Below are 22,949 nucleotides of genomic sequence, written 5' to 3' on the forward strand. Positions count from 1 at the left end.
CCGTGCCGCTGGAGGAGAACCTCCAGATCGCCGAGGAGCTGCTCGCCAAGTGCGCCGCGGCCAACATCATCCTCGAGATCGAGGTGGGCGTCGTCGGTGGCGAGGAGGACGGCGTCGCCAACGAGATCAACGACCAGCTCTACACGACCCCCGAGGACGCCATCGCCACGATCAAGGCGCTCGGTGCCGGCGACCGCGGTCGCTACATGACCGCCCTGACCTTCGGCAACGTGCACGGCGTCTACAAGCCGGGCAACGTCAAGCTGCGCCCGGAGATCCTCAAGTCCGCGCAGGAGGCCGCTGCGTCCGAGCTCGGCCTCGGCTCCGACGCCCGCCCGTTCGACCTGGTCTTCCACGGCGGCTCCGGCTCGACCGCGCAGGAGATCAGCGACGCGGTCGACTTCGGCGTCGTGAAGATGAACGTCGACACCGACACCCAGTACGCCTTCACCCGCCCCGTCGCGGCCCACATGTTCGCCCACTACGACGGCGTGCTGAAGGTCGACGGCGAGGTCGGTAACAAGAAGACCTACGACCCCCGCGCCTGGGGCAAGGCCGCCGAGGCCGGCATGGCCGAGCGGATCGTCGAGGCCTGCCAGAACCTGCGGTCGGCGGGCACCTCGCTCGCCGGCTGATCGTCCGTTGGGCGGTGGTCCACCTACATTTCCAGTCGTCAGAATGTAGGTCGGCCACCGCCCGCGGGCGCGTCGTACGCCGACACGCGTGTGAGCGGTGGTCCACCCACATTCCCGGTCGACGGAATGTAGGTGGGTCACCGCTCGTGCGTTGGCGGGAGCCGAGGGTGGCGTACGTCAGTGCGCGGCGGGGGCGGGTGCCTCGGCGGGCGCGTCGCCGAAGTGCTGGGGCCGCTCGAAGAGCAGGACCGCGAGGACACCGAGCACGAGGACCGCGGGCAGGAGGTACATCGCCTGCGACATCGCCGTGCTGAAGGCCCCGTGCACGGCCTCGGGGAGGGTGCCGCCGAGGGAGGCCTCGGACGTGCCACCGCCGGAGAGGCCGTTGGCCGCGAGGCGGCTGTCGATCAGCACCGCGATCGCGGCGGCGCCGACGACCGATCCGATCTGGCGGTTGGCGTTGTAGATGCCCGCGCCGGCACCGGCCTGGTGGAGCGGGAGGTTGCGGTTGGCCGTCGTGGTCAGCGGCGCCCAGACGAACGAGCTGCCGACGCCGAGCAGTGCCATCGAGCCGAGGACCTGCCAGAGGGGGGTGTCGGCGCCGAGCGAGGACGCCAGCAGCACCAGCGAGATCGCCAGCACGACCAGGCCGGCACCGGCGAGGATCCGCGGGTGGACGCGGTCGGTGAGCCGGCCGGCGATCGGCGCGAGCACGATCGACATGACCGCCATCGGGGCCAGCAGCAGTCCGGCCTGCGTGGGGGAGTCGCCCCGCACCAGCTGGGCCCACAGCATGAGCGGGAAGCCCATCGAGGCGAAGACGAAGCCGACGGACGTGATGGCGATGTTGGCCAGCGAGAAGTTGCGGTCACGGAAGAGCGAGAGCGGCATCAGCGGCTCGCGCTGGATCCTCGACTGCCACCACACGAACACGGCGCCGACGACCAGGCCGCCGACGATCATCGCGATGATCGTGCCGTTCCAGTCGAGGGCGTGGCCCTCCTGGATGCCGAAGACCAGCAGCAGCAGGGCGACCCCGCTGAGCGCGACGCCGAGCCAGTCGAAGGAGTGCTCGTGCACCTCCAGTGAGGGCACCAGGCGCCAGGCGAGGTAGAAGCCGACGACGCCGACGGGGATGTTGATGAAGAAGATCCACTCCCAGCCGGCGGCGTCGACCAGCACCCCGCCGAGGATCGGGCCGACGAGCGTGGCGACGCCGGCGGTGGCGCCCCACAGGCTCATCGCCGAGCCGCGGCTCTCGCGCGGGAAGATGCGGGTGATCACGGCCATCGTCTGCGGCGCGACCGCTGCGGCGCCGAAGCCCTGCAGCACGCGGGCGGCGACCAGCATCCAGATGCTGTCGGAGATCTCGAAGGCCAGGCCGCACCACAGGGACGCGACGGTGAAGACCACCAGGCCGCCGAGGTACATCCGCTTGGGCCCGATCCGGTCACCGAGCCGGCCCGTGATCAGGATCGGGACGGCATAGGCCAGGAGGTAGGCGCTGGTCACCCAGATCACGTCGTTGACCGAGGCGCCGTGGGGCGCGTAGGTCTCGAGGATCGCAGGCGTCGCCACCGACACGATCGTCATGTCGACGAGGATCATGAAGAAGCCGACGCAGAGCGCGCCCAGCGCGGGCCAGGGCCTGATCTCGGTGCCGGTCGTGGTGGCGGAGTCTCGGATGGCGGTCACGGTCCCAGTGAACACCGGCGTCCCGACATCGATTCCCCGGCGCCGGACGCTGGTCGAGGTGCGAGCGCAACGAGCCTCGAAACCACACAGGTCTCGAGGCTCGTCGCTGGCGCTCCTCGCGCCTCAACCAGCGGTGGCTAGCGCGCGGGCGCGTTGCCGGGGATGTCGTCCGGGTCGCCGTAGGCGTCACCGTGGTGCCCGTGCTCGGTGAGGTCCTTCTGCACGCGCGGGTCGTCGGCGTCGGCGAAGTAGTCGAACGGGATCGTCTCGTCGGAGCCGTTCGACACCTTCATCGCGTTGAGGACCGCACTGATCACCACGGCCAGCACCACGTTCATCACAAACGCGGTCATCGCGATGTAGCCCATCTCGCCGAGCCCGGGGATCTCGCCGAGCGAGCCGCCGAAGTGCTTGCCGGTGACCGGGTTGATGACCTGGTAGGCCTCGACCGTGCCGTAGACCATGCCGACCGCCCAGCCCACGAGCAGGCCGTAGCGGTGGAACCAGCGCGTGAAGAGGCTGAACACCACGGCCGGGAAGGTCTGCAGGATCCAGATGCCGCCGAGGAGCTGGAAGTTGATGGCGTTCTGCTTGTCCAGCGTCAGCACGAACACCAGAGCGAAGGCCTTCACCAGCAGCGACATCAGCTTGGAGACCTTGGCCTCCTGCGCCGGAGTGGCGTCCTTCTTGAGCCACTCCTTGTAGATGTTGCGGCTGAAGGTGTTGGCGGCGGCGATCGACATGATGGCGGCCGGCACGAGCGCGCCGATCGCGATGGCCGCGAAGGCCACGCCCGCGAACCATGACGGGAACATGTCCTCGAACAGCTGCGGGATCACCAGCTGCGCGTTGGGCTCGCCGTCGAGCCCGATCGGCTGCGTCCCGGCCGCGATGGCCACCCAGCCGAGCAGGGCCAGCAGGCCCAGCACGAAGGAGTACGCCGGCAGGATCGCGGCGTTGCGGCGGATCGTGTTGCGGGAGTTGGACGACAGCGACGCGGTGACGGAGTGCGGGTACATGAACAGCGCCATCGCCGACCCGAGCGCGAGGGTGGCGTACGCCCAGCCCTGCCCGACGCCGGGGATGAACGCCCCGGTGGGCTTGCCGGTGACCTCGTTGGTCGCCTCCATCTTGTCCTGCGCGGCACCGAAGATCGCGTCCCAACCGCCGACCTGGCCGGGGAGGTAGACGATCGCCACGATGATCACGAGGTAGATCAGGATGTCCTTGACGAAGGCGATCACCGCGGGGGCCCGCAGGCCGCTGGAGTAGGTGTAGGCGGCGAGCAGCGCGAAGGCGATGAAGAGCGGCGCGTCCTTGGCGATGATGTTGTCGCCGCCGCCGAGGCCGGCCACCTCGAGCACCGCCTGGATGCCGACGAGCTGGAGGGCGATGTAGGGCATGGTGGCCACGAAGCCGGTGACCGCGACGGCCAGCGACAGCCCGCGGTCGTCGTACCTGCCGCGGACGAAGTCGGCGGTGGTGACGTAGCCGTGGCGGTGGCTCACCGACCACAGCCGCGCCATGAAGATGAAGATGATCGGGTAGAGCACGATCGTGTAGGGGACGGCGAAGAAGCCAGCCACCGCGCCGGTGGCGAACATCGCCGCGGGGACCGCGACGAAGGTGTACGCCGTGTAGAGGTCGCCGCCGAGCAGGAACCAGGTGATCCAGGTGCCGAACTTGCGGCCGCCCAGGCCCCACTCGTCGAGCGACTCCATCGAGTCGGCACGCATGAAGCGGCTCGCCATGAAGCCGGCGACCGTGACGACGGCGAAGAGCGCGATCAGCACCCCGAGGGCCACGCCGTTGACGCCGCCGGTGTCGGCGGCGAGGACGGTCAGCTGCGGGGTCATCGGTCCTCACCGACCTTGTGGCCGCTCAGGCCGCGGGCCGAGAGCGTGAGCCGGTAGGCCGCGAAGGTCAGCGCGGAGCAGATGAAGACCCACAGGAACTGGTACCAGAAGAAGAAGGGGAAGCCGAACAGCTCCGGATCGGTCTTCGCATAGCTCGGCACCCAGAGGAGGGCGACGATCGGGATCAGGAGCAGGACGCCGGCGATCGCCATCTTGCCCTTGTCGGTCGGGGGTGGGCCCTGGTCGGGGCGCGACTGTGGTGTGTTCCCGGAATTCACCCGCGAGACCCTACTCCCGGCGTGACGGCCGTCACCCACCCCTGGGAAGGGGCGGGACCCTGCGCCGACGAGCGGTCGGTCTGGCGCGACGAACGGTCGCGCAGGCTCGGCTCAGCCGAGCAGCTCGTCGGCCGCCGTGGCGCTGGAGTCGCGGAGGAAGGTCGAGCAGCGCTCCCACTCGTCGGTCTCACCGATCGCCCGCGTGGCGAGGGCGAGGAGGGCGAGCGAGCGCAGGAAGCCGCGGTTGGGCTCGTGCTCCCACGGCACCGGGCCGTGGCCCTTCCAGCCGTTGCGGCGGAGCATGTCGAGCGAGCGGTGGTAGCCGACGCGGGCGTAGGCGTAGACCGTCACGTCGTCCGCGCCGGCCTCCTGCGCCTGCTGGGCGAGGGCCGCCCACGCGGCCGGCGACGCCGGGTGACGGCGTACGACGGCAGCCGGGGCGTCGCCGCCGGCGAGCTCGGCGTCGGCGGGGTCGGCGGGCAGGTGGGTGGGCGGGGGACCGGCCATCAGGTCGCCGCCGAAGGAACCGGAGGTCATGGGCCAACCCTAGATCCGGGTCGGGGAGACTCCTCCCATGGGTGAGACCTTCACGACCGAGATCCAGGCGCGCTTCCGCGACATCAACCTCGCGGGCCACGTGGACAACGTGGAGGCGGTCCGAGTGCTCGACGAGGCCCGCTACGAGTTCCTCCGCTTCGCCCGCCTCCCCGGTCTGCCCGAGGGCGCCGCCGGGCTGCTGCACCGGGCCGACCCCGGGGTGTCCGAGCTCGTCGCGTCGCAGACGATCGAGTACCACTCCGAGATGCGGTTCGTGCCCTACCAGCCGTTCCTCGCCGCGCTGTGGGTGTCGCGCGTCGGCCGGTCCTCCTTCACGGTGTCGGCCGAGCTCCGGGTCGAGGCTGGCGGCCACCCGGCGGCGGTCTGGGAGTGCGTCAACGTGCTCTGGGACCACCACGCGCAGGCGGCCTGGACGATCAGCGACACCGTCCGCGCCGACCTCGAGCACTACCTCGGTGCTCCGGTGGGCTTCCGCCGGGTCAGCTGACGACGGCGCAGACCACCTGGACGGTCAGCGTGTCGGTCGCCAGGTCGCTGTCGTTGTAGCCGGCCGCGGTCGCGCTGGTCTCGGTGAAGATGACCGCGGCGCCCTGGTACTGGTTGATCAGCCACCCGCCTGCGCTCAGCAGCCGCTTCCCCGCGGGACAGGTCGCGGTCACGTCGGTGGTCGTCAGGGGCGGAAGCGAGACCGACTTGGTGACGATCTGGTAGCCGAAGATGCCGGGAGGGCCCGCGGGCCCGGCGGGCCCGGTCGCGCCCTTCAGGTCCTCGACGACCGATGTCCTGAGGTCCTTGCTCGACAGCGACCTGTCCTTGACGTCCTGGGCCGTCAGCGTGGCGTTCTTGATGTCCTTGGTGGTCACCGTGTTGTTCTTGATGTCGTCGCCGGTGATGACGAGGGCGGCGGTGGCGCCGCTGGTGGCCGCGGCGGCGACGAGCAGGGCGGCGACGGCGATCGCCGGGAGGCCGCGCCGGAGCGAGCCGAGTGCGTTGCTGGGCATGATCTCTTCCTCCACGTGGGTTGGAGCCGATCTCCCGATGGCACCACCCGACGGGTGAGGACGAGCGACGGTGAGGAAGTTTCCCGAATTGTCGTGACGTGTCAGGCGCCGAGGAGGTGGCGTACCTTCTCCGTTCCGAGGGCGAGCACCAGCGTGGGGAGGCGCGGGCCGCGGTCGGCGGAGACCAGCAGGTTGTAGAGCAGCCGGAAGAAGTCCTTCTGGTCGGCCTTCACCTGGTCGGTCGGGGCGTCCTCGAAGCCCAGCCCGCGGGCGACCTTGGGCGTGCCGTAGACGACCGCGGTGACAGAGTCGAGGTCGGGCTCGGCGGGCAGCCGGTCGAGGAAGATCCGCAGCCACAGCTCCTCGTCCTCGGTCAGCGACGACAGCCGCTCGGTGTCGGGAGCGGAGCGGACGTTGGTGCGCTCGTCGGCCGGGACGTGCTCCGCCGTCCACTGCATCGCCTTGGTCAGCCGCGGCTCGAGGTCGTCGACCGAGTCGTGCGGGAAGCCCGAGGACTCGATGATCCGGGAGATCAGCTCGGCGGAGCCTGCCGTCACGTCGGCGACCGAGGACAGCGTCCGGAACGGGACCGGGACCGCCGGGGTGGGCAGGGTGCCCGCCGCGGTGGACGACGCGCGCTGCCACGCCAGCGTCGCGACGTCGGACTTCTCGGCGGCCTTGCGGCCGAGCGCGTCCCACTCGTCGTAGAGCCGCACGACGGACGCGCCGAAGTCGATGTCGAAGGCCTGGGTCGGGGCGCGGCGGACGTAGAGCCAGCGCAGCATCGGCGACTCGAGGATCCGCAGCGCGTCGGTGGCCGTGGGCACGCCGCCGGCCGAGGACGACATCTTCTGCACGCCGGCGAACCCGACGAAGGCATAGATCACTCGCGCCGGCGCCCGCCAGTCGAAGATCGAGGACACCAGCTCGGTGCCGACGGTGTACGACGACCCCGGCGTCATGTGGTCGCGCCCGGCCGGCTCGAAGTTCACCGACTCGTAGGCCCAGCGCATCGGCCAGTCGACCTTCCACACCAGCTTGCCGTCGGTGTCGGTCGAGAGGTCCGTGGTGCCCTCGAAGCCGCACGAGGAGCACGTGTAGGAGAGCGTCGTCGTGGCGTCGTCGTACGCCGTCGTGGTGACGGTGTCGCGACCGCACTCGCGGCAGTAGGGGCGGTAGGGGAAGCGGGCGATCGCGTCGGCGGACGCGGCCGCGGACGGGTCGCCCTCCTCGTCGTCCTCGTTGGCGACCGAGTCGGCGAGGTCGGCGGCCTCCTGCTCGGAGGCGTCGTCGGCGGGTGCGACCCTCTTGGTGCGGTGCTTGGCCAGCACCGCCTCGATCTCGTCGCGGCGGGAGACGGCCAGCAGCACCTGGTCGCGGTAGGCGCCGGAGGTGTACATCTCCGTCTGGGAGACCTCCTCCATCTCCACCCCGAGCTCGCGCAGCGACTCCTGCAGCGGCGCCTTGAAGTGCTCGGCCCAGCTGGCGTGGCACTCCCACGGGTCGGGCACCGCGGTCAGCGGGCGGCCGATGTGCTCGGCCCACTCGGCGGGCACCCCCGCCGGCACCTTGCGGAAGCGGTCGAAGTCGTCCCACGAGTGCAGGTGGCGCACGGGCACGCCGCGGCGCCGCAGCTCCTCGGCCACGAAGTGCGGGGTGATGAACTCGCGCAGGTTGCCCAGGTGGATCGGGCCGCTGGGGGAGGCACCGGACGCGACGGTGACCCGGTTGCCCTCGCCGGCGTGGCGTACGGCGTCGTCCGCCGCGCGCGTCACCCAGTCGACCGGATCGCCCTGCTGTCCTCGTGCCATGCGCGCAAGGCTAACGGGGCGCGGGAGGCGCTCGACGCGCGGGCGAAGACGCGGACGAGGACGTGGCGGGCGGCTGTCGATGGGCCCGAAATCGAGGAAGCGCCGGAGCCGTCCCCCGCGGCGACTCCGACGCTGTGCTCCTGAGGAGCAGACCGCGTCGCACACCCCCGCACGCGACTGGTCGGTCAAGTATGGGGTGGCCGGACCCTGCCACACGGGTCGCGAGTGCCGCTGGCACTAAACTGCCATCCATGCCCGGTGACCCGTCCTCCGTCCTCGCGGCGCTCGGCCTCGACCGCCCCACCGAGCACCTCTACTTCCGGCTCGTCCCCGTGTCGGGGCACACGATCACCGGCGTGGCACAGCTCGTCCAGGCCGATCCCGACAAGCTGCTGCGCGACCTGGCGCCCCTGATCGACCGGGGGCTCGTGGTCGTGGGCGAGGACCGCGTCGTCGTACCACCTCTCGCCGAGGCCCTCTCCGCGCTCGTGCTGCACGAGGCACGCTCGGCGGCGGCGTCGGCCACCAAGCTGGCCGAGCTGTCCAGCGCCGTGCCCCACCTCGTGGCGGCGTCGACGCGGCCGGACCGCCAGCACCTGAGCGAGGTCCACCCGCTCGACGGCGAGCTCAGCTCCGGCGGCAACCCGCTCGAGCTCCTCAAGCTCATGGTGCAGACCAGCCGCGGCGACATGCTGTGGCTGCGGCCCGACGCGTGGGCCATGCCGCGGGAGTCCCTGGTGAGCGAGATGCTCGCCGAGGCGATGGCGACGGGGCGGCGCTCGCGTGCCATCTATCCCGTGCGCGCGCTCACCGAGGCGCCGGAGGCGCTGCGGGTCCGCGCCCGGATGGGCGAGGAGGTGCGCGTGATGTCGGAGGTGCGCACGCGGATGTTCATCTTCGGCGACGCCCACGCGGTGCTGCCCGAGCCGCTCGGCTTCGTCGACGAGCCGCGGGTGCACATCCGGCAGCGCTCGATCGTGGCCGCGCTGACGATGTGGTTCGAGTCGATGTGGGCCAGCGCCGCCCCGGTCCCCGAGCTCGAGGAGGGCGACATCAGCCTCGACGGGAAGCAGTTCCTGCTGGAGCAGCTGATGGCCGGCGCGACCGACGAGGTCATCGCGCGCAAGCTCGGCATCGGCCTGCGCACGGTCCGCCGCCGGATCGCCGCCCTGATGACCGAGCTGGGCGTCGACACCCGCTTCCAGGCCGGGGTGGAGGCCGTCCGTCGCGGCTGGCTCTGAGGTCGAGTGCGCAGCCCCGCGGGGACTGCTGCCGCGAAGGCACTCGACCCCGGCGAGGGTGTCGGTCAGGGCAGGATCATCGCGTACGCCGCCGGCTCCAGGCGCCAGCTGCGGCTGCGCTCCGGGCCGGAGACCTCCCCGTCCGCCGACAGCCAGAACTCGTCGCCGCTGACCTTGACCGTGCGGCCGCGCAGCGTCACCACGTCGTCGCGCTCGTCGTGCTCGCCCTTGCGGAGGCGGGCGACGTAGCCCAGCTTGGCCAGCGGCTTCACGGCGCGGCTGATCATCACGTCGAGCAGGCCGTCCTCGGTGTCGGCGTCGGGGTTGAGCTCGGTGCCGCCGCCGACGTTGCCGCCGTTGCCGATCGCCACCATCAGGACCGGGCGGTTGACGTCGTTGACGACCTCGCCGTCGAGCTCCACGCGCAGCCGCCAGTTCGGCGGGTGGAAGGCCGACATCGCGGCCCCGATCGGGTAGCCCAGCTTGCCGAGGTTGACCTTGCCGACGCCGATCGCGCCGAGGCGGGTCTTCCAGGTCGCGCCCTTGCGGCTGGCCTGGGCGCCGACGCCGACGTGCACGTTGTTGACCACGATGTTGCCGGTCTCGTCGACCAGCAGGTCGACCTTGCGCGGCCGGCCGGTGAGCACCAGCCGAGCGGCGTCCTCGATCTCGAGGGGGATGTCGTTGCCGCGCGCGAAGTCGTTGCCCGTGCCCATCGGCAGCAGGCCGAGCGTCGTGCCGGCCAGCTCCTGGCGCTTGTAGAGCGCCGTCACGACGGCGTGCAGGCTGCCGTCGCCGCCGGCGACCACGACCGTGCGCCCGCCGGCGCGGTGCAGCACGCCGTCGAGCTCGCCGGGGTTGGAGGTCTTGGCGACCTCGACCGAGGCCTTCTCACGCAGCACCTCGAGGGCCGTGGCCAGGCGCTCCTCGTCGGAGGTGCCGGCGTCGGCGTTCGTGATCACGAGCAAGGAGCGCACGGCCGGACACTAGCCCACCGTCGCGCGGCCACATCCCACCCTCAGGTGGCGGCGTACGTCCGGGCCCGTGCCGCCGTATCGGCAGCCCCGGCGAGGTGCGGTAACGTGGCGCCGCAAGAGCCCCGGTGCCTTGTGCCGGGGCTGTCGTCATTTCTGCTGACGTGACTAGGAGGGCTGAGATGCCCGCGATCGTCGTGCTCGGCGCCCAGTGGGGCGACGAGGGCAAGGGGAAGGCCACCGACCTGCTGGCCACCACGGACCCGATCGACTTCGTGGTCCGCACCAGCGGCGGCCACAACGCCGGCCACACCATCGTGGTCAACGGCGAGAAGTACGCCACCCACCTGCTGCCCAGCGGCATCCTCACGCCGGGCGCCACGTCGGTCATCGCCGGCGGCGTGGTCGTCTCCCCGGAGGCGCTCTTCCGCGAGCTCGACGGGCTGGTCGAGCGGGGCGTGGAGGTGGCCGACCTCAAGGTGAGCGCCAACGCCCACGTCATCGCGAGCTACCACGCGACGATCGACAAGGTCACCGAGCGCTTCCTCGGCAAGAACCAGATCGGCACCACCGGCCGCGGCATCGGCCCGGCCTACGCCGACAAGATCAACCGCGTCGGCGTCCGCATCGCCGACATCTTCGACGAGAAGATCCTCACGCAGAAGGTCGAGGCCGCGCTCGACGTGCGCAACCACCTGCTGACCAAGGTCTACAACCGCCGCGCGATCGAGGTCGACTCGGTCGTCGAGGAGCTCACGTCGTACGCCGACCGGCTGCGGCCGATGGTCTGCGACACCTCGCTGCTGCTCAACCAGGCGCTCGACGCCGGCCAGACCGTGCTGTTCGAGGGCGCCCAGGCGACGATGCTCGACGTCGACCACGGCACGTACCCGTTCGTCACGTCCTCCAACCCGGTCGCCGGGGGCGTGTGCGTCGGCGCCGGCATCGGCCCCACCCGCATCGACCGCGTGATCGGCGTGATCAAGGCCTACACGACCCGCGTCGGCTCCGGCCCGTTCCCCACCGAGCTCTTCGACGAGGACGGCACCCAGCTCCAGCAGCTCGGCGGCGAGATCGGCGTCTCGACGGGCCGCACGCGGCGCTGCGGCTGGTACGACGCCGTGGTCGCCCGCTACGCCAGCCGGGTCAACGGCCTCACCGAGTTCTTCCTCACCAAGCTCGACATCCTCGGCGCGTGGGACCGGATCCCGGTCTGCGTCGCCTACGAGATCGACGGGCAGCGGGTCGAGGAGATGCCGATGACCCAGACCGAGTTCCACCACGCGAAGCCGGTCTACGAGTTCTTCGACGGCTGGAAGAGCGACATCTCCGGCTGCCGCAGCTTCGACGAGCTGCCCAAGAACGCCCAGATCTACGTCCAGGCCCTCGAGGAGATGTCGGGCGCGAAGATCTGGGGCGTCGGCGTGGGCCCGGGTCGCGAGCAGACCGTGGTCGTGCACGGGTGAAGACTCTCGTCATCGGCACCGGCGGCCGTGAGCACGCGCTCGCCCTCGCCCTGTCCCACGACCCGGCCGTGACCGAGGTGCACGCCGCACCCGGCAACCCGGGCATCGGCGCCGTCGCCACCCTGCACGACGTCGACCCGATGGACGGCGCGGCCGTGGCCGCGCTCGCCGCCTCGATCGGCGCCGACCTGGTGGTCATCGGCCCGGAGGCCCCGCTGGTCGCCGGCGTCGCCGACGCCGTACGGGACGCGGGGATCGCCTGCTTCGGCCCCTCGCTCGAGGCCGCCCGGCTGGAGGGGTCGAAGGCCTTCTCCAAGGAGGTCATGGCCGCCGCCGGTGTGCCGACGGCCGGCTCGCACACGTGCACCACGCCCGAGGAGGTCGCCGCGGCGCTCGACGCCTTCGGCGCGCCGTACGTCGTCAAGGACGACTCGCTGGCCGCCGGCAAGGGCGTCGTCGTCACCACCGACCGCGAGGAGGCCCTCGCCCACGCGGCCGGGTGCGACCGCGTGGTGGTCGAGGAGTTCCTCGACGGACCGGAGTTCTCGATCTTCGTGGTCTGCGACGGCACGACCGGCGTGCCCCTGCTTCCGGCCCAGGACTTCAAGCGCATCTTCGACGGTGGCCGCGGGCCCAACACCGGCGGAATGGGGTCCTACGCCCCGCTGGCCTGGCTGCCGGGCGACATGGTGCAGGCGGTGATGGCGAAGGTCGTCGTGCCGACACTGGCGGAGATGCAGCGCCGCGGGGCGCCGTTCGTCGGGTGCCTCTACGTCGGGCTCGCGCTCACCTCGACCGGCCCGAAGGTCATCGAGTTCAACTGCCGCTTCGGCGACCCGGACACCCAGCCCGTGCTGGCGTTGCTGACCTCACCGCTCGGCCAGCTGCTGGCCGCGGCCGCTGCGGGCGACCTCGCCGCCGTGCCGGAGCCGACCTTCGCCGAGGGGGCGGCGGTCACGGTCGTGATGGCGAGCGCGGGCTATCCCGAGGGCTCCCGGTCGGGCGACGTCATCGTCGGCACCGAGACCCTGCTCGAGGAGGACGACGTCGACGTCATCCACGCCGGCACCGCGCGCACCGGGGCCGGCCTGGTGACCGCCGGCGGACGGGTGCTCGCCGTCCGCGCGACCGGCACCGACGTCGCCGACGCCCGCGCGAAGGCGTACGAAGGGATCTCGAGCATCAGCTTCCCCGGCGCCCAGTGGCGCCGCGACATCGCGGCCGAGCCGCTCGGCGCGGTGGAGGGCGCTGCGGCCCGAACGGACTGAACAACTGGATGGTTGGTTGATAAGTTCCGCCCATGGCACGCGACGCGGAGGCGACCCGGCAGCGCCTCCTCGAGGCGGCTGCCGCCGAGTTCGCCGAGCTCGGCATCGCCGGTGCCCGGGTCGACCGCATCGCCGTCGCGGCCCGGACCAACAAGGCGCAGATCTACCACTACTTCGGCAGCAAGGACGGGCTCTTCGAGGCCGTCCTCGCCGGGCTCCTGCAGGACGTCCTGGAGGCCGACCCGTTCGACGCCGACGACCTGCCCGAGTCGATGGGGCGGATCTTCGACCAGTTCGAGGACGACCCCTCGCTCGCCCGGCTCGCCACCTGGTACCGCCTCGAGCGCTCCGCTGACGACGCGCCGCACCCCGCGATCGTCGAGGCCAACGCCGCCAAGCTCGCGGCCATCCGCGCGGCCCAACGCGAGGGTCGCATCACCGACGCCTTCACCGCCGACGTCCTGCTGGGGTTGCTGATCAGCATCGCCACCACGTGGGCGTCGCTGCCGCCGGAGTACACGCCGTCGGCCCGCAACAACACCCGGCCCAAGCGGCGGGCGTCCGTGGTGGAGGCGGCCCGCCGGCTCGTCGCGCCGTGATGGGAGAATCGGGGCCGTGAGCGTCCCCAACGTCCTGGCCACCCGCTACGCCGGTGCCGACCTCGCCGAGATCTGGTCGCCCGAGCACAAGATCGTCCTCGAGCGGCAGCTGTGGGTCGCCGTGCTGAAGGCCCAGCGCGACCTCGGCGTCGCGGTGCCCGACGGCGTCGTCGAGGCCTACGAGTCCGTCATCGACAAGGTCGACCTCGACTCGATCGCCGCCCGCGAGCGGGTCACCCGCCACGACGTGAAGGCGCGCATCGAGGAGTTCTCTGCCCTGGCAGGGCACGAGCACATCCACAAGGGCATGACCTCGCGCGACCTGACCGAGAACGTCGAGCAGCTGCAGGTACGCCGCTCGCTCGAGGTGGTGCGCGACCGTGCCGTCGCCGCCCTGGTCCGCCTCGGCCGCCTCGCCGCCGAGCACGAGGCGACCGTGATGGCCGGCCGCTCCCACAACGTCGCGGCGCAGGCCACCACCCTCGGCAAGCGCTTCGCCACGATCGCCGACGAGCTCATGATCGGCGTCGACCGGGTCGAGGAGCTGCTCGCTCGCTACCCGCTGCGCGGCATCAAGGGCCCGATGGGCACCGCGCAGGACATGCTCGACCTGCTCGACGGCGACGCCGACAAGCTGCACGAGCTCGAGGAGCGGGTCGCCCACCACCTCGGCTTCGGTGACCTGGTGCTCACCAGCGTCGGGCAGGTCTACCCGCGCTCGCTCGACTTCGACGTCGTCTCGGCCCTCGTCCAGCTCGTCAGTGCGCCGTCCAACCTCGCCACCACGGTCCGCCTGATGGCCGGCCACGAGCTGGTGACCGAGGGTTTCAAGGAGGGTCAGGTCGGCTCGTCGGCGATGCCCCACAAGATGAACACCCGCTCCTGCGAGCGGGTGAATGGCCTCGCGGTGATCCTCCGCGGCCACCTCTCGATGGTCAGCGAGCTCGCCGGCGACCAGTGGAACGAGGGCGACGTCTCGTGCTCGGTGGTGCGCCGCGTCGCCCTGCCCGACGCGTTCTTCGCCACCGACGGCCTCTTCCAGACCTTCCTCACCGTGCTCGACGAGTTCGGCGCCTTCCCTGCCGTCATCCAGCGCGAGCTGGACCGCTACCTCCCGTTCCTCACCACCACCAAGGTGCTGATGGCGGCCGTGCGCAACGGCGTCGGCCGCGAGGCCGCGCACGAGGCGATCAAGGAGGCCGCCGTCGGCACCGCGCTCGCGATGCGCGCCGGGCAGGCCGACAACGACGTCTTCGCCAAGCTCGCCGCCGACGAGCGCCTCGGCCTGACCCTCGACCAGATCGACGCGCTCGTCGCCGACCCGATCGAGTTCACCGGTGCGGCCGTGGCCCAGACCCGTGCGGTCGTGCGCCGGATCGAGGCGCTGGCCGCCGCCCACCCCGACGCAGCGGCGTACGTCCCGGGCGCGATCCTGTAGTCGTCCCGCGGTCAGTCGCCCGCGCGCCAGGAGCGTACGGCGGCGGCGAGGGCGATCGAGAGCACCACCAGGGCGGCCAGGAGCGCCGCGCGCGCCGCGACGGGTGCGGACGTGAGGGCGTTGACGGCCTGGTAGACCGTCATCAGGAGCGCGGCGCCGAGCGCCGAGCCGATGCGCTGGCCGGTCTGGAGCGCGCCGCCGGCCGCCCCGCCCATCCGCGGCGGGACCTCGGCGAGGCTGAGGGTGAAGTTCGGGGAGATGACCCCTCCGCCGCCGATCCCGGCGAGGAACATCGCGGGCGCCAGGGTCCACCACAGGGTGTCGGGCGGCGACGTCACCAGCCACGCCGCGAGCGCGGTGCCGGTCATCATCACCGACAGCGCCACGAGCGTGACCCGGCGGCCGACCCGTCCGACGAGGCGCCCGGCGAGCGGTGAGGTCACGGCCGCGCCGAAGGCGAAGGGGGTCATCAGCAGGGCGGTGTGCAGGGGCGAGAAGCCCTCGCCCTCCTGCAGGTGGACCGACAACACCAGGAAGATGCCGGTGAAGCCGGTGAAGTAGAGGGTGCCGACGAGGAGGCCGTTGGCGTAGCCGGGCAACCCGCGCAGGAGCGAGACGTCGAGGAGCGGCGACCGCCCCTGCCGCACGGTCCGCACCTCCCAGTGCACGAACGCCCACGCGAGCGGCGGGAAGGCCAGCAGGAGCACGAGCGGGAGGCCGGCCCCGCCCTCGAGGCTGATGAGCGGGAAGAGCACCGACAGCACGGCGAGCCCCAGCAGCAGGGCACCGGGCAGGTCCACGCGCGGGTCGCGGTCGGCGTCGGCCTCCGCGTCGGGGTTGTCGGGCACCAGCCGCCGGATCAGCACGAGCGCCACGAGCCCGATGGGGACGTTGACCAGGAAGAGCGACCGCCAGCCGCGCTCGTCGCCGAGCAGCCCGATGAGCGCCCCGCCGATCAGCGGCCCGGTCGCCGAGGCGACCGCCACCGTGAACCCGAACATCCCGAACGCACGCCCGCGCTCCTCCCCGCGGAACAGCTGCTGGATCAGCCCGGAGTTCTGCGGGGTGAGCAGGCCCGCACTGGCGCCCTGCGCGAGGCGGGCGACCACGATGGCCGCCGCGTTGGGCGCCAGCCCGACGGCAGCGCTGGAGACGACGAAGCCGACCAGGCCGATCGTCATCAGCCGCCGTCGGCCGTGCGCGTCGCCGAGCCGGCCGCCGGCCACCAGGGTCATGCCGAAGGCCAGGGCATATCCCGAGACGACCCACTGGACCGTGGCCGCGCTGGTGTCGAGCCCGGCGCGGATGGAGGGGACCGCGACGTTGACGATCGTGACGTCGAGCAGCGACATGAAGCCGACGACGAGGGAGACCGCGAGGACCCGCCAGCGCCGCGGGTCGGGCTCGTACGCCGCCTCCGCGGCCGCCGCGTCCCGGGTCTGCTCGGTCATCCTCGCCAGCCTCTCACCCCGGCCCGAGCCGGGCCGGTCGGTCGCCACTGGACCACTGGTCCAGCCTGCTTTGCCACACCCCGTCGTGTGTCGGGAGGCTGGCCCCACACGGACGAGGAACAGGGGCACGATGCGCAGGGTGGGCAGGATCGGCAGGATCGGATGGCGTCGCGCCGCAGGCGCGGCAGTGCTGGTGGCGGCGACCGCGCTGGTCGGGGGCTGCGGCGGTGACGCGAGCGACTCGGCGGCCGACGAGGCGGGCGAGAAGCTCGCCGAGCAGGCGATCGAGGACGCGGGGGAGGACGTCGACGTCGACATCGACGGTGACGAGGTCACCATCGAGGGCGAGGACGGCACCGTGAAGGTCGGGACGGGCGAGGTGCCCGAGGCGTTCCCCGACGAGCTGTCCGTCGTCGACGGCGACATCGTCTCCTCCGTCGACACCCCCGAGGGTGCGATGGTCACCATCGCGACCGACGACGCGATCGCGGCCTTCGACGAGGCGGTCGCCGACCTCGAGGCCAACGGGTGGACCAAGGAGCAGGTCACCGAGACGGGTGAGTCCCGCCTGGCGATGTACTCCAAGGGCGACCAGTCGGCGATGGTCATGGCCGACGCCGCGTCGGGCCAGGTGACCTACACGATCGGCGCCGGCTGATCCGTCGCATGATGGGGGCATGAAGGCGGTCCAGGCACGGGTCAGCGGTCGGGTCCAGGGGGTCTCGTTCCGGTGGTACACCGAGGAGCGGGCGAGGTCCCTCGGCGTCTCCGGCTGGGTGCGCAACGAGCCGGACGGCTCGGTCCTCGTGCACGCCGAGGGTGACGACGACGCGGTCGACGCGCTCGTCGCCTGGTGCCGGTCGGGGCCGTCGGCGGCTCGGGTCGAGCACGTCGCGGTGCGCGAGGCGAGCCCGAGCGGGGCGACGTCGTTCGAGACCCGCTACTGACAGCGAGGTCTCAAAGTGGTGTGACCTTGTCGACTATCGTGGGGTCATGACGACGCGCACTGTCATCCCGCCGACCTACGACGACGTCGAGGTGGTCGTGCCCGCGCCGGGCACCGGCGCCGGCAACTGGGCGGGTGCCGCCAGTGCGGTCCTCGTCGACGGCGTCTTCTGGCTCACCTGGCGCGTACGCCGTCCGCTGACCGACGGCCGCGGGGTCTCGGTCGTGGTGGCGCGCTCGACCGACGGCGTCGCCTTCGAGCCGGTCACCGAGGTCTCCCGCGAGGCATTCGGCGCGGAGTCCTTCGAGCGGCCGGTGCTGGTGCCGCTCCGCGAGGGCGGGTGGCGGCTCTACCTGTCCTGCGCGACCCCGGACTCCAAGCACTGGTGGGTCGACAGCCTCACCGCCGACACCGTCGCGGGCCTGCCCGACGGCGTACGACGTGTCGTGCACGAGGGCGACGCCGCCACCGGCGTGAAGGACCCCGTGATCACGGTCGGCGCGGACGGCTACGAGATGTGGCTGTGCTGCCACCCCCTGGACGTGCCCGGTCACGAGGACCGGATGACCACCCGCCGGCTCACCAGCACCGACGGCCTGGAGTGGCAGGACCACGGCGAGGTGCTGGCCGGGCGCGACGGTCAGTGGGACGCGCGCGGCGCCCGGGTGTCCGCGGTCCTGCCCGACGGCACGGTGCTCTACGACGGTCGCCCCGACGCGGAGTCGAACTGGTTCGAGACCACCGGGGTCGCCGTGTGGGACGGCACGGCCCTGACCCGCACCGAGCACCCGCCGATCTCCTCGCCGCACTCCGACGGGGCGTTCCGCTACGCGACCGCGGTGCCGCTGCCCGACGGCCGGGTGCGCTACTACGTCGAGGCGGCCCGCCCCGACGGCGCGCACGACCTGGTCACCTGCGTGCGCTGATCGGGGTGACGGTCGCCCGCTCCTGGTAGGAACCGCGGCTCTCCGGAGAGAGCCAGTCGTCGAAGCGCTGCCCGGTCAGCTGCTCGAGCAGCGCGACGTCGTCGGCGTACGACTCCACCAGCCGCTCGCGCAGCACGGCGTCGAGCTTGGGCCGGTGCGCCTGCCGGCCGTCACCGAGCAGCCCGATCAGCGGCGGGTGCAGGACCCGCCACACCTCCGGCGGGGCGAACTGGCCGAGCCGGGCGCCACCGCGCACCACCGGGCCGAGCAGGCGCGGGCGCCAGCCGGGCGAGACGAAGCTGCGGGAGTTGTCGCGGGGGATCGACCCGACCATCCCCTCCCGGATCCCGAGGAACCGGCTGACGCGGTCGACGGCGGTGCGCGGGTCGTCGACCAGGTCGCGGTAGCGCAGCACCAGGACCCGCTCGGGGTCGACGTGGCGGTGGAGGTGGTCGAGCTGTTCGCCGTAGCGGCCGAGGCCGCGGTAGCGCCAGAACGGCGCCCAACCGGCCCGCACCCGCTCGGCCTCGCGCTCGAACGCCGTGACGAAGTCCGACTCCGGCTCCAGGCCGTCGGACCAGAGGTGCATCCAGTTGCTGTAGGCCCGGTCGATCGGGTCGCGCACCACCGCGATCAGCCTGACGCGGGGCAGGTCCTCGGCGATGCGGCGGTGGGCGCCGCGGCTCCAGAGGTAGAACGGCGTGCTCTCGCCGCGCACCTGGTGCTCGGCCGCCGGCTCGAAGAGGGGGTAGTACTGGTCGGCGCGCCAGATCCACTCCTGCTGGGAGTGCTTGTCGCCCGGGCCGCGCCAGGCCGGCGGCGGGGCGCCGTCGCACAGCCAGTACTTCGGCTCCTTGGGCGTGGAGACGAACACGTCGGGATGCTGGGCCAGCGCCGCGTGGAGCGCGGTCGTGCCGGCCTTGGGTGCGCCGATCACGAGGAAGTCGGGGCGTGGTGCTCGGCTCATGCGGGTCCCCTCCCAGGGCGTCGGTCCGAATCTAGAGTAAGTCAGTCGACAAAGCGAGGACCAGTGCGGAGTGGGCGGGATCTCGTCGCCCGCGGCTTCACTCCGCGGGCGCCCACGCTCGACACTGGACGGATGACCGCCCCCGTCACCGTGTCCGTCACCCGCCACGTCGACCCGTCGCACACCGCGCAGATGCTGGCCTGGATGCAGGCGGGGACCTCGATGGCCGAGAGGTTCGACGGGTTCCTCGGCTCCGGCTGGGTCCGCCCGAGCACCGACTCGACCGACTGGCACATGCTCTACCGCTTCGCCGACGCCGACTCGCTCGCCGCGTGGGAGGCCTCCCCGCAGCGCGCCTGGTGGCTCGAGGCCGCGCAGGGTGACGTCGAGGAGAGCCGTCGCGAGCGGCGTACGGGCATCGAGGGCTGGTTCGACGAGCCCGCCTCGGTCGAGGCGCTCAGCGCCGCGCCCGTCCCGCCGCCGCGCTGGAAGCAGATGGTCGTGATCTTCCTGGTCTTCCTGCCGCTCAGCCTGACCGCCAACTTCATCGCCTCGCACACCATCTCGGGCTGGCCCCTGGTGCCGCGCGTCGTGCTGGTCACCACGGTGATGACGCCCCTGATGACCTACGTCTTCCTCCCGTGGATCACGCGGAGGATGTCGTGGTGGTTGCACCGCTGACCCCCGTCGGTCACCGATAGGCTGGCCGCGTGGCCGAGCTGAACATCCCCGCAGCCCCTGTCATCGAGGGCGCCACCCACATCCACTCGGGCAAGGTGCGCGACCTCTACCGGATCGACTCCGGCGAGCACGAGGGTCGGCTGCTGATGGTCGCCAGCGACCGCATCTCGGCCTACGACTTCGTCCTCGACACGACCATCCCCGACAAGGGCGAGATCCTCACCCGGATGTCGCTGTGGTGGTTCGACCAGCTCTCCGCGCTGGTCGGCAACCACGTCGTGTCGACCGATGTGCCCAAGGAGGTCGCCGGCCGCGCGGTGGTCTGCGAGCGGCTCGAGATGTTCCCGGTGGAGTGCGTGGCGCGCGGCTACCTCACCGGCTCCGGGCTGCTCGACTACCAGCGCACCAACGAGGTCTGCGGCATCCCGCTCCCGGCCGGACTGCAGGACGGCAGCCACCTGCCCGAGCCGATCTTCACCCCCGCCACGAAGGCCGCGCTCGGCGACCACGACGAGAACGTCGACTACGAGGCCGTCGTCGAGGCCGTCGGCGACGACGCCGCGGCCGAGCTGCGGATGCTGACCATGGAGGTCTACGACAAGGCCCACGCGATCGCGCGAGAGCGCGGGATCATCCTGGCCGACACCAAGCTGGAGTTCGGCCGGCGACCCGACGGCACCACGATCCTCGGCGACGAGGTCCTCACCCCCGACTCCAGCCGCTTCTGGCCGGCCGACCAGTGGCAGCCGGGCCGCGCCCAGCCGTCGTACGACAAGCAGATCGTGCGCGATTGGCTGACCGGTGAGTCCGGCTGGGACCGCCACTCCGGCGAGGCCCCGCCGCCCCTGCCCGACGCGGTCGTCGAGCGCACCCGCGCCCGCTACGTCGAGGCGTTCGAGCTGCTCACCGGGGAGACGTTCTGACCACCCGCCGCTTCTCCGCCACCGAGGAGATGCCGCACACGGCGGAGGAAGCGTTCACCTACCTCGTCGATCCCCGGCTGCGGCCGGAGTGGCAGTCGAGCCTGCTGTCGACCGACGTCCCCGAGGACGAGGAGCCACACCTCGGGCAGGCCTGGACCGAGCTCACCATGGTCGGCGTCCGACCCAGCCTGGTGGTCGTGGAGTTCGCGCCCTTCCGCTCGTGGGCCGAGCGCGGCACGTGGCGCGGGGTCGAGGCGACGCTGCGGCTGCGCTTCACCTCGACCGCGCGCGGGTGCCGGGTCGTGGCCGAGGGCGAGGTGAACGGCTCCGGCGTGTACGCCATGGCCGCGGGCAGCTCCGGCCTGCTCGCCGGCCGCGCGATCGCCGCCGACCTGCGCACCGCCAGCCACCGGATCGCGCAGCACAAGGAGCCACGCGCAGACGGGTGACGGCCTGTTGACTGCTGAGTAGGTTGGCGCCATGCCGAACCTCTCCTCGCTCCTCGAAGGCACCGCCGAGACCCACCCCGACCGCACCGCCGTGGTGCTCGGCGACACCCGGCTGACCTACGCGCAGGTCAACGCCGCCGCCAGCCAGGTCGCCCACCTGCTGGTCTCGCGCGGCATCCAGCCGGGGGACAAGGTCGCGCTCAGCTGCCCGAACCTGCCGTACTTCCCGATCGTCTACTACGGCATCCTCAAGGCCGGCGCGACCGTGGTGCCGCTCAACGTGCTGCTCAAGGGCCGCGAGGTGGCCTACCACCTCGACGACTCGGACGCGAAGGCGTACTTCTGCTTCCAGGGCACGCCCGAGCTGCCGATCGGCGCCGAGGGGCACGCCGGCTTCGAGCAGGCCGAGGGCTGCGAGCATTTCTTCCTGATCACCGCCGACCCGGCGGCTGAGTCGCCGATCGAGGGGGCGCCGACCCTGGGCCAGGCGCTCGTCGGACAGTCGCCGGTCTTCGCGACCGTCGACGTCGACGGCGACGACACCGCCGTCATCCTCTACACCTCTGGCACCACCGGGCAGCCCAAGGGCGCCGAGCTGATGCACCGCAACATGATCAGCAACGCGCTGGCCAGCGACGCGCTCTTCGGCGCCGACGCCGAGACCCCCGACACCCTGCTGTGCGTCCTGCCGCTGTTCCACTCCTTCGGCCAGACCGTGATCATGAACGCCGGCTTCGCCTTCGGCGGCACCGTCGTGCTGCTGCCGCGCTTCGAGGCCGGTCCCGCGCTGGCGCTGATGGACAAGGAGGGCGTGACGTTCTTCGCCGGCGTCCCGACGATGTACTGGGGGCTGCTCGGTGCCCTGGACGACTCGGGCGTCGACGTGCACAAGCTCGCCGAGCGGATGCGGGTCGCCGTCGCCGGCGGCTCCGCGCTGCCGGTCGAGGTGCACAAGGAGTTCGAGCGCCGCTTCGGCGTCACCATCCTCGAGGGCTACGGACTCTCCGAGACCTCGCCGGTCGCGAGCTTCTCGGTGTGGGGCGAGCCGGTCCGCGTCGGGTCGATCGGCAAGCCGATCCCGGGCGTCGAGATGAAGCTGATCGACCCTGAGCCCGGGGTCCGGGAGGACGTCGAGGACGCGCCCGACGTCGTCGGCGAGATCGCGATCAAGGGCCCGAACATCATGAAGGGCTACTACGGCCGCCCCGACGCCACCAAGGAGGCGATCGTCGACGGGTGGTTCCGCTCCGGCGACCTCGGCCGCAAGGACGCCGACGGCTGGTACTACATCGTCGACCGCTCCAAGGACATGATCATCCGCGGCGGCTACAACGTGTACCCGCGCGAGGTCGAGGAGGTGCTGATGACGCACCCCGACGTGTCGCTCGCCGCTGTGATCGGCGTACCCCACGACAGCCACGGCGAGGAGGTCAAGGCGGTCGTGATCCGCAACGACGGCGCGACGGTGACCGAGGACGAGCTGGTGGCGTGGGCCAAGGAGCAGATGGCCGCCTACAAGTACCCCCGCATCGTCCAGTTCGTCGACGCCCTCCCGATGACCGCGACCGGGAAGATCCTCAAGCGGGAGCTGAGCTGATGCGCGCACTCCTCATCGCGCTCGGCGTGGTGATGGTGGCGACCGGCGGCGTCTGGACCGCGCAGGGCCTCGGCTACCTCGAGGGCAGCCCGATGACCGACCAGAGCATCTGGGCGATCCTCGGTCCCCTCGTCGCCGGCCTCGGGGTCGCGCTCGTGATCGTCGCGGCGCGCCGCCGCGAATGACCCC

Annotated in this window: 24 protein-coding genes; 15 read left to right on the plus strand and 9 right to left on the minus strand. The window is 71.8% G+C overall.

The window, feature by feature from the left end; genetic code table 11:
- On the plus strand, positions 1 to 635 hold a 635-nt coding region (locus ACE3QY_RS19800), incomplete at its 5' end, for a class II fructose-bisphosphate aldolase (protein WP_374457778.1).
- A 177-nt stretch (positions 636 to 812) separates the two neighbouring features.
- Here the strand turns inward: ACE3QY_RS19800 and ACE3QY_RS19805 are convergent.
- The 4 genes from ACE3QY_RS19805 to ACE3QY_RS19820 all read right to left on the minus strand — a co-directional run bounded on the left by ACE3QY_RS19805 (position 813) and on the right by ACE3QY_RS19820 (position 5,001).
- On the minus strand, positions 813 to 2,330 hold the full coding sequence (locus ACE3QY_RS19805) for a DHA2 family efflux MFS transporter permease subunit (RefSeq protein ID WP_374457779.1): 1,518 nt from the start codon (positions 2,328 to 2,330) through the stop codon (positions 813 to 815).
- A gap of 137 nt (positions 2,331 to 2,467) precedes the next feature.
- Entirely contained in the window at positions 2,468 to 4,186 is a 1,719-nt protein-coding gene (gene mctP, locus ACE3QY_RS19810; RefSeq protein ID WP_374457780.1) for a monocarboxylate uptake permease MctP, read from the minus strand.
- Entirely contained in the window at positions 4,183 to 4,464 is a 282-nt protein-coding gene (locus tag ACE3QY_RS19815; protein ID WP_374457781.1) for a DUF3311 domain-containing protein, read from the minus strand. The genes mctP and ACE3QY_RS19815 overlap by 4 nt, the downstream gene beginning before the upstream one ends.
- 111 nt (positions 4,465 to 4,575) lie before the next feature.
- On the minus strand, positions 4,576 to 5,001 hold the full coding sequence (locus ACE3QY_RS19820) for a DUF3151 domain-containing protein (RefSeq protein WP_374457782.1): 426 nt from the start codon (positions 4,999 to 5,001) through the stop codon (positions 4,576 to 4,578).
- A gap of 37 nt (positions 5,002 to 5,038) precedes the next feature.
- On the opposite strand from ACE3QY_RS19820, the gene ACE3QY_RS19825 reads away from it, so the two are divergent.
- Positions 5,039 to 5,509 (plus strand): acyl-CoA thioesterase, encoded by a 471-nt coding sequence (locus ACE3QY_RS19825; RefSeq protein WP_374457783.1) that lies wholly within the window; start codon positions 5,039 to 5,041, stop codon positions 5,507 to 5,509.
- Here ACE3QY_RS19825 and ACE3QY_RS19830 read toward each other — a convergent pair.
- Positions 5,502 to 6,023: a hypothetical protein gene (locus ACE3QY_RS19830; RefSeq protein ID WP_374457784.1), complete on the minus strand. Its 522-nt coding sequence runs from the start codon at positions 6,021 to 6,023 to the stop codon at positions 5,502 to 5,504. The two genes, ACE3QY_RS19825 and ACE3QY_RS19830, sit on opposite strands and share 8 nt — an antisense overlap.
- A gap of 101 nt (positions 6,024 to 6,124) precedes the next feature.
- Positions 6,125 to 7,834, minus strand: coding sequence for a lysine--tRNA ligase (gene lysS / locus ACE3QY_RS19835; RefSeq protein ID WP_374457785.1), 1,710 nt, complete (start codon positions 7,832 to 7,834; stop codon positions 6,125 to 6,127).
- A 251-nt stretch (positions 7,835 to 8,085) separates the two neighbouring features.
- Here lysS and ACE3QY_RS19840 point away from each other — a divergent pair, with 251 nt between their 5' ends.
- On the plus strand, positions 8,086 to 9,075 hold the full coding sequence (locus tag ACE3QY_RS19840) for a DNA-binding response regulator (RefSeq protein WP_374457786.1): 990 nt from the start codon (positions 8,086 to 8,088) through the stop codon (positions 9,073 to 9,075).
- A gap of 65 nt (positions 9,076 to 9,140) precedes the next feature.
- Here the strand turns inward: ACE3QY_RS19840 and ACE3QY_RS19845 are convergent, their stop codons facing one another.
- Positions 9,141 to 10,052, minus strand: a complete 912-nt coding sequence (locus ACE3QY_RS19845; protein ID WP_374457787.1) for a diacylglycerol kinase family protein — start codon at positions 10,050 to 10,052, stop codon at positions 9,141 to 9,143.
- 179 nt (positions 10,053 to 10,231) lie between these two features.
- Here ACE3QY_RS19845 and ACE3QY_RS19850 point away from each other — a divergent pair, with 179 nt between their 5' ends.
- Genes ACE3QY_RS19850 through purB form a run of 4 tightly spaced genes read left to right on the plus strand, consistent with a single transcriptional unit; the run spans position 10,232 to position 14,820 of the window.
- On the plus strand, positions 10,232 to 11,515 hold the full coding sequence (locus ACE3QY_RS19850; RefSeq protein WP_374457788.1) for an adenylosuccinate synthase: 1,284 nt from the start codon (positions 10,232 to 10,234) through the stop codon (positions 11,513 to 11,515).
- Positions 11,512 to 12,783: a phosphoribosylamine--glycine ligase gene (purD, locus tag ACE3QY_RS19855; RefSeq protein ID WP_374457789.1), complete on the plus strand. Its 1,272-nt coding sequence runs from the start codon at positions 11,512 to 11,514 to the stop codon at positions 12,781 to 12,783. Before ACE3QY_RS19850 ends, purD begins: the two co-directional genes overlap by 4 nt.
- Positions 12,784 to 12,815: 32 nt before the next feature.
- Entirely contained in the window at positions 12,816 to 13,382 is a 567-nt protein-coding gene (locus tag ACE3QY_RS19860) for a TetR family transcriptional regulator (protein WP_374457790.1), read from the plus strand.
- A 16-nt stretch (positions 13,383 to 13,398) separates the two neighbouring features.
- Positions 13,399 to 14,820: an adenylosuccinate lyase gene (gene purB / locus ACE3QY_RS19865; RefSeq protein ID WP_374457791.1), complete on the plus strand. Its 1,422-nt coding sequence runs from the start codon at positions 13,399 to 13,401 to the stop codon at positions 14,818 to 14,820.
- An 11-nt stretch (positions 14,821 to 14,831) separates the two neighbouring features.
- On the opposite strand, the gene ACE3QY_RS19870 is transcribed toward purB, so the two are convergent.
- Positions 14,832 to 16,271 carry an MFS transporter gene (locus ACE3QY_RS19870; protein ID WP_374457792.1) on the minus strand — a complete coding sequence of 480 codons (1,440 nt, stop codon included), beginning with the start codon at positions 16,269 to 16,271 and terminating at the stop codon, positions 14,832 to 14,834.
- 139 nt (positions 16,272 to 16,410) lie between these two features.
- Here ACE3QY_RS19870 and ACE3QY_RS19875 point away from each other — a divergent pair, with 139 nt between their 5' ends.
- Genes ACE3QY_RS19875 through ACE3QY_RS19885 form a run of 3 tightly spaced genes read left to right on the plus strand, consistent with a single transcriptional unit; the run spans position 16,411 to position 18,143 of the window.
- Positions 16,411 to 16,929 carry a hypothetical protein gene (locus ACE3QY_RS19875; protein ID WP_374457793.1) on the plus strand — a complete coding sequence of 173 codons (519 nt, stop codon included), beginning with the start codon at positions 16,411 to 16,413 and terminating at the stop codon, positions 16,927 to 16,929.
- A gap of 19 nt (positions 16,930 to 16,948) precedes the next feature.
- Complete coding sequence (locus ACE3QY_RS19880) at positions 16,949 to 17,218, plus strand: acylphosphatase (protein ID WP_374457794.1); 270 nt, start codon at positions 16,949 to 16,951, stop codon at positions 17,216 to 17,218.
- Between the two features lie 46 nt (positions 17,219 to 17,264).
- Positions 17,265 to 18,143 (plus strand): hypothetical protein, encoded by an 879-nt coding sequence (locus ACE3QY_RS19885; RefSeq protein WP_374457795.1) that lies wholly within the window; start codon positions 17,265 to 17,267, stop codon positions 18,141 to 18,143.
- On the opposite strand, the gene ACE3QY_RS19890 is transcribed toward ACE3QY_RS19885, so the two are convergent.
- Positions 18,127 to 19,110 carry a sulfotransferase gene (locus ACE3QY_RS19890; protein WP_374457796.1) on the minus strand — a complete coding sequence of 328 codons (984 nt, stop codon included), beginning with the start codon at positions 19,108 to 19,110 and terminating at the stop codon, positions 18,127 to 18,129. The genes ACE3QY_RS19885 and ACE3QY_RS19890 overlap by 17 nt on opposite strands.
- 132 nt (positions 19,111 to 19,242) lie before the next feature.
- On the opposite strand from ACE3QY_RS19890, the gene ACE3QY_RS19895 reads away from it, so the two are divergent.
- The 5 genes from ACE3QY_RS19895 to ACE3QY_RS19915 are packed head-to-tail and all read left to right on the plus strand — an operon-like array spanning position 19,243 to position 22,945.
- Complete coding sequence (locus tag ACE3QY_RS19895) at positions 19,243 to 19,791, plus strand: antibiotic biosynthesis monooxygenase (RefSeq protein WP_374457797.1); 549 nt, start codon at positions 19,243 to 19,245, stop codon at positions 19,789 to 19,791.
- A gap of 29 nt (positions 19,792 to 19,820) precedes the next feature.
- On the plus strand, positions 19,821 to 20,714 hold the full coding sequence (locus ACE3QY_RS19900) for a phosphoribosylaminoimidazolesuccinocarboxamide synthase (RefSeq protein WP_374457798.1): 894 nt from the start codon (positions 19,821 to 19,823) through the stop codon (positions 20,712 to 20,714).
- Positions 20,711 to 21,163, plus strand: a complete 453-nt coding sequence (locus ACE3QY_RS19905) for an SRPBCC family protein (protein WP_374457851.1) — start codon at positions 20,711 to 20,713, stop codon at positions 21,161 to 21,163. Before ACE3QY_RS19900 ends, ACE3QY_RS19905 begins: the two co-directional genes overlap by 4 nt.
- A gap of 31 nt (positions 21,164 to 21,194) precedes the next feature.
- Positions 21,195 to 22,760, plus strand: a complete 1,566-nt coding sequence (locus ACE3QY_RS19910; protein WP_374457799.1) for a long-chain fatty acid--CoA ligase — start codon at positions 21,195 to 21,197, stop codon at positions 22,758 to 22,760.
- Complete coding sequence (locus ACE3QY_RS19915; protein WP_374457800.1) at positions 22,760 to 22,945, plus strand: hypothetical protein; 186 nt, start codon at positions 22,760 to 22,762, stop codon at positions 22,943 to 22,945. The genes ACE3QY_RS19910 and ACE3QY_RS19915 overlap by 1 nt, the downstream gene beginning before the upstream one ends.
- The last annotated feature ends 4 nt before the right edge of the window (positions 22,946 to 22,949 follow it).

Source organism: Nocardioides sp., assembly GCF_041913365.1.
In the GTDB taxonomy this organism is placed as follows: Bacteria; Actinomycetota; Actinomycetes; order Propionibacteriales; family Nocardioidaceae; genus Nocardioides.

Coding starts and splice junctions, on each gene's coding strand:
- mctP (WP_374457780.1), bottom strand. CDS start 4,186: ATGACCCCGCAGCTGACCGTCCTCGCCGCCGACACCGGCGGCGTCAAC.
- ACE3QY_RS19820 (WP_374457782.1), bottom strand. CDS start 5,001: ATGACCTCCGGTTCCTTCGGCGGCGACCTGATGGCCGGTCCCCCGCCC.
- ACE3QY_RS19825 (WP_374457783.1), top strand. CDS start 5,039: ATGGGTGAGACCTTCACGACCGAGATCCAGGCGCGCTTCCGCGACATC.
- ACE3QY_RS19830 (WP_374457784.1), bottom strand. CDS start 6,023: ATGCCCAGCAACGCACTCGGCTCGCTCCGGCGCGGCCTCCCGGCGATC.
- lysS (WP_374457785.1), bottom strand. CDS start 7,834: ATGGCACGAGGACAGCAGGGCGATCCGGTCGACTGGGTGACGCGCGCG.
- ACE3QY_RS19840 (WP_374457786.1), top strand. CDS start 8,086: ATGCCCGGTGACCCGTCCTCCGTCCTCGCGGCGCTCGGCCTCGACCGC.
- ACE3QY_RS19850 (WP_374457788.1), top strand. CDS start 10,232: ATGCCCGCGATCGTCGTGCTCGGCGCCCAGTGGGGCGACGAGGGCAAG.
- ACE3QY_RS19860 (WP_374457790.1), top strand. CDS start 12,816: ATGGCACGCGACGCGGAGGCGACCCGGCAGCGCCTCCTCGAGGCGGCT.
- ACE3QY_RS19870 (WP_374457792.1), bottom strand. CDS start 16,271: ATGACCGAGCAGACCCGGGACGCGGCGGCCGCGGAGGCGGCGTACGAG.
- ACE3QY_RS19880 (WP_374457794.1), top strand. CDS start 16,949: ATGAAGGCGGTCCAGGCACGGGTCAGCGGTCGGGTCCAGGGGGTCTCG.
- ACE3QY_RS19885 (WP_374457795.1), top strand. CDS start 17,265: ATGACGACGCGCACTGTCATCCCGCCGACCTACGACGACGTCGAGGTG.
- ACE3QY_RS19890 (WP_374457796.1), bottom strand. CDS start 19,110: ATGAGCCGAGCACCACGCCCCGACTTCCTCGTGATCGGCGCACCCAAG.
- ACE3QY_RS19895 (WP_374457797.1), top strand. CDS start 19,243: ATGACCGCCCCCGTCACCGTGTCCGTCACCCGCCACGTCGACCCGTCG.
- ACE3QY_RS19910 (WP_374457799.1), top strand. CDS start 21,195: ATGCCGAACCTCTCCTCGCTCCTCGAAGGCACCGCCGAGACCCACCCC.
- ACE3QY_RS19915 (WP_374457800.1), top strand. CDS start 22,760: ATGCGCGCACTCCTCATCGCGCTCGGCGTGGTGATGGTGGCGACCGGC.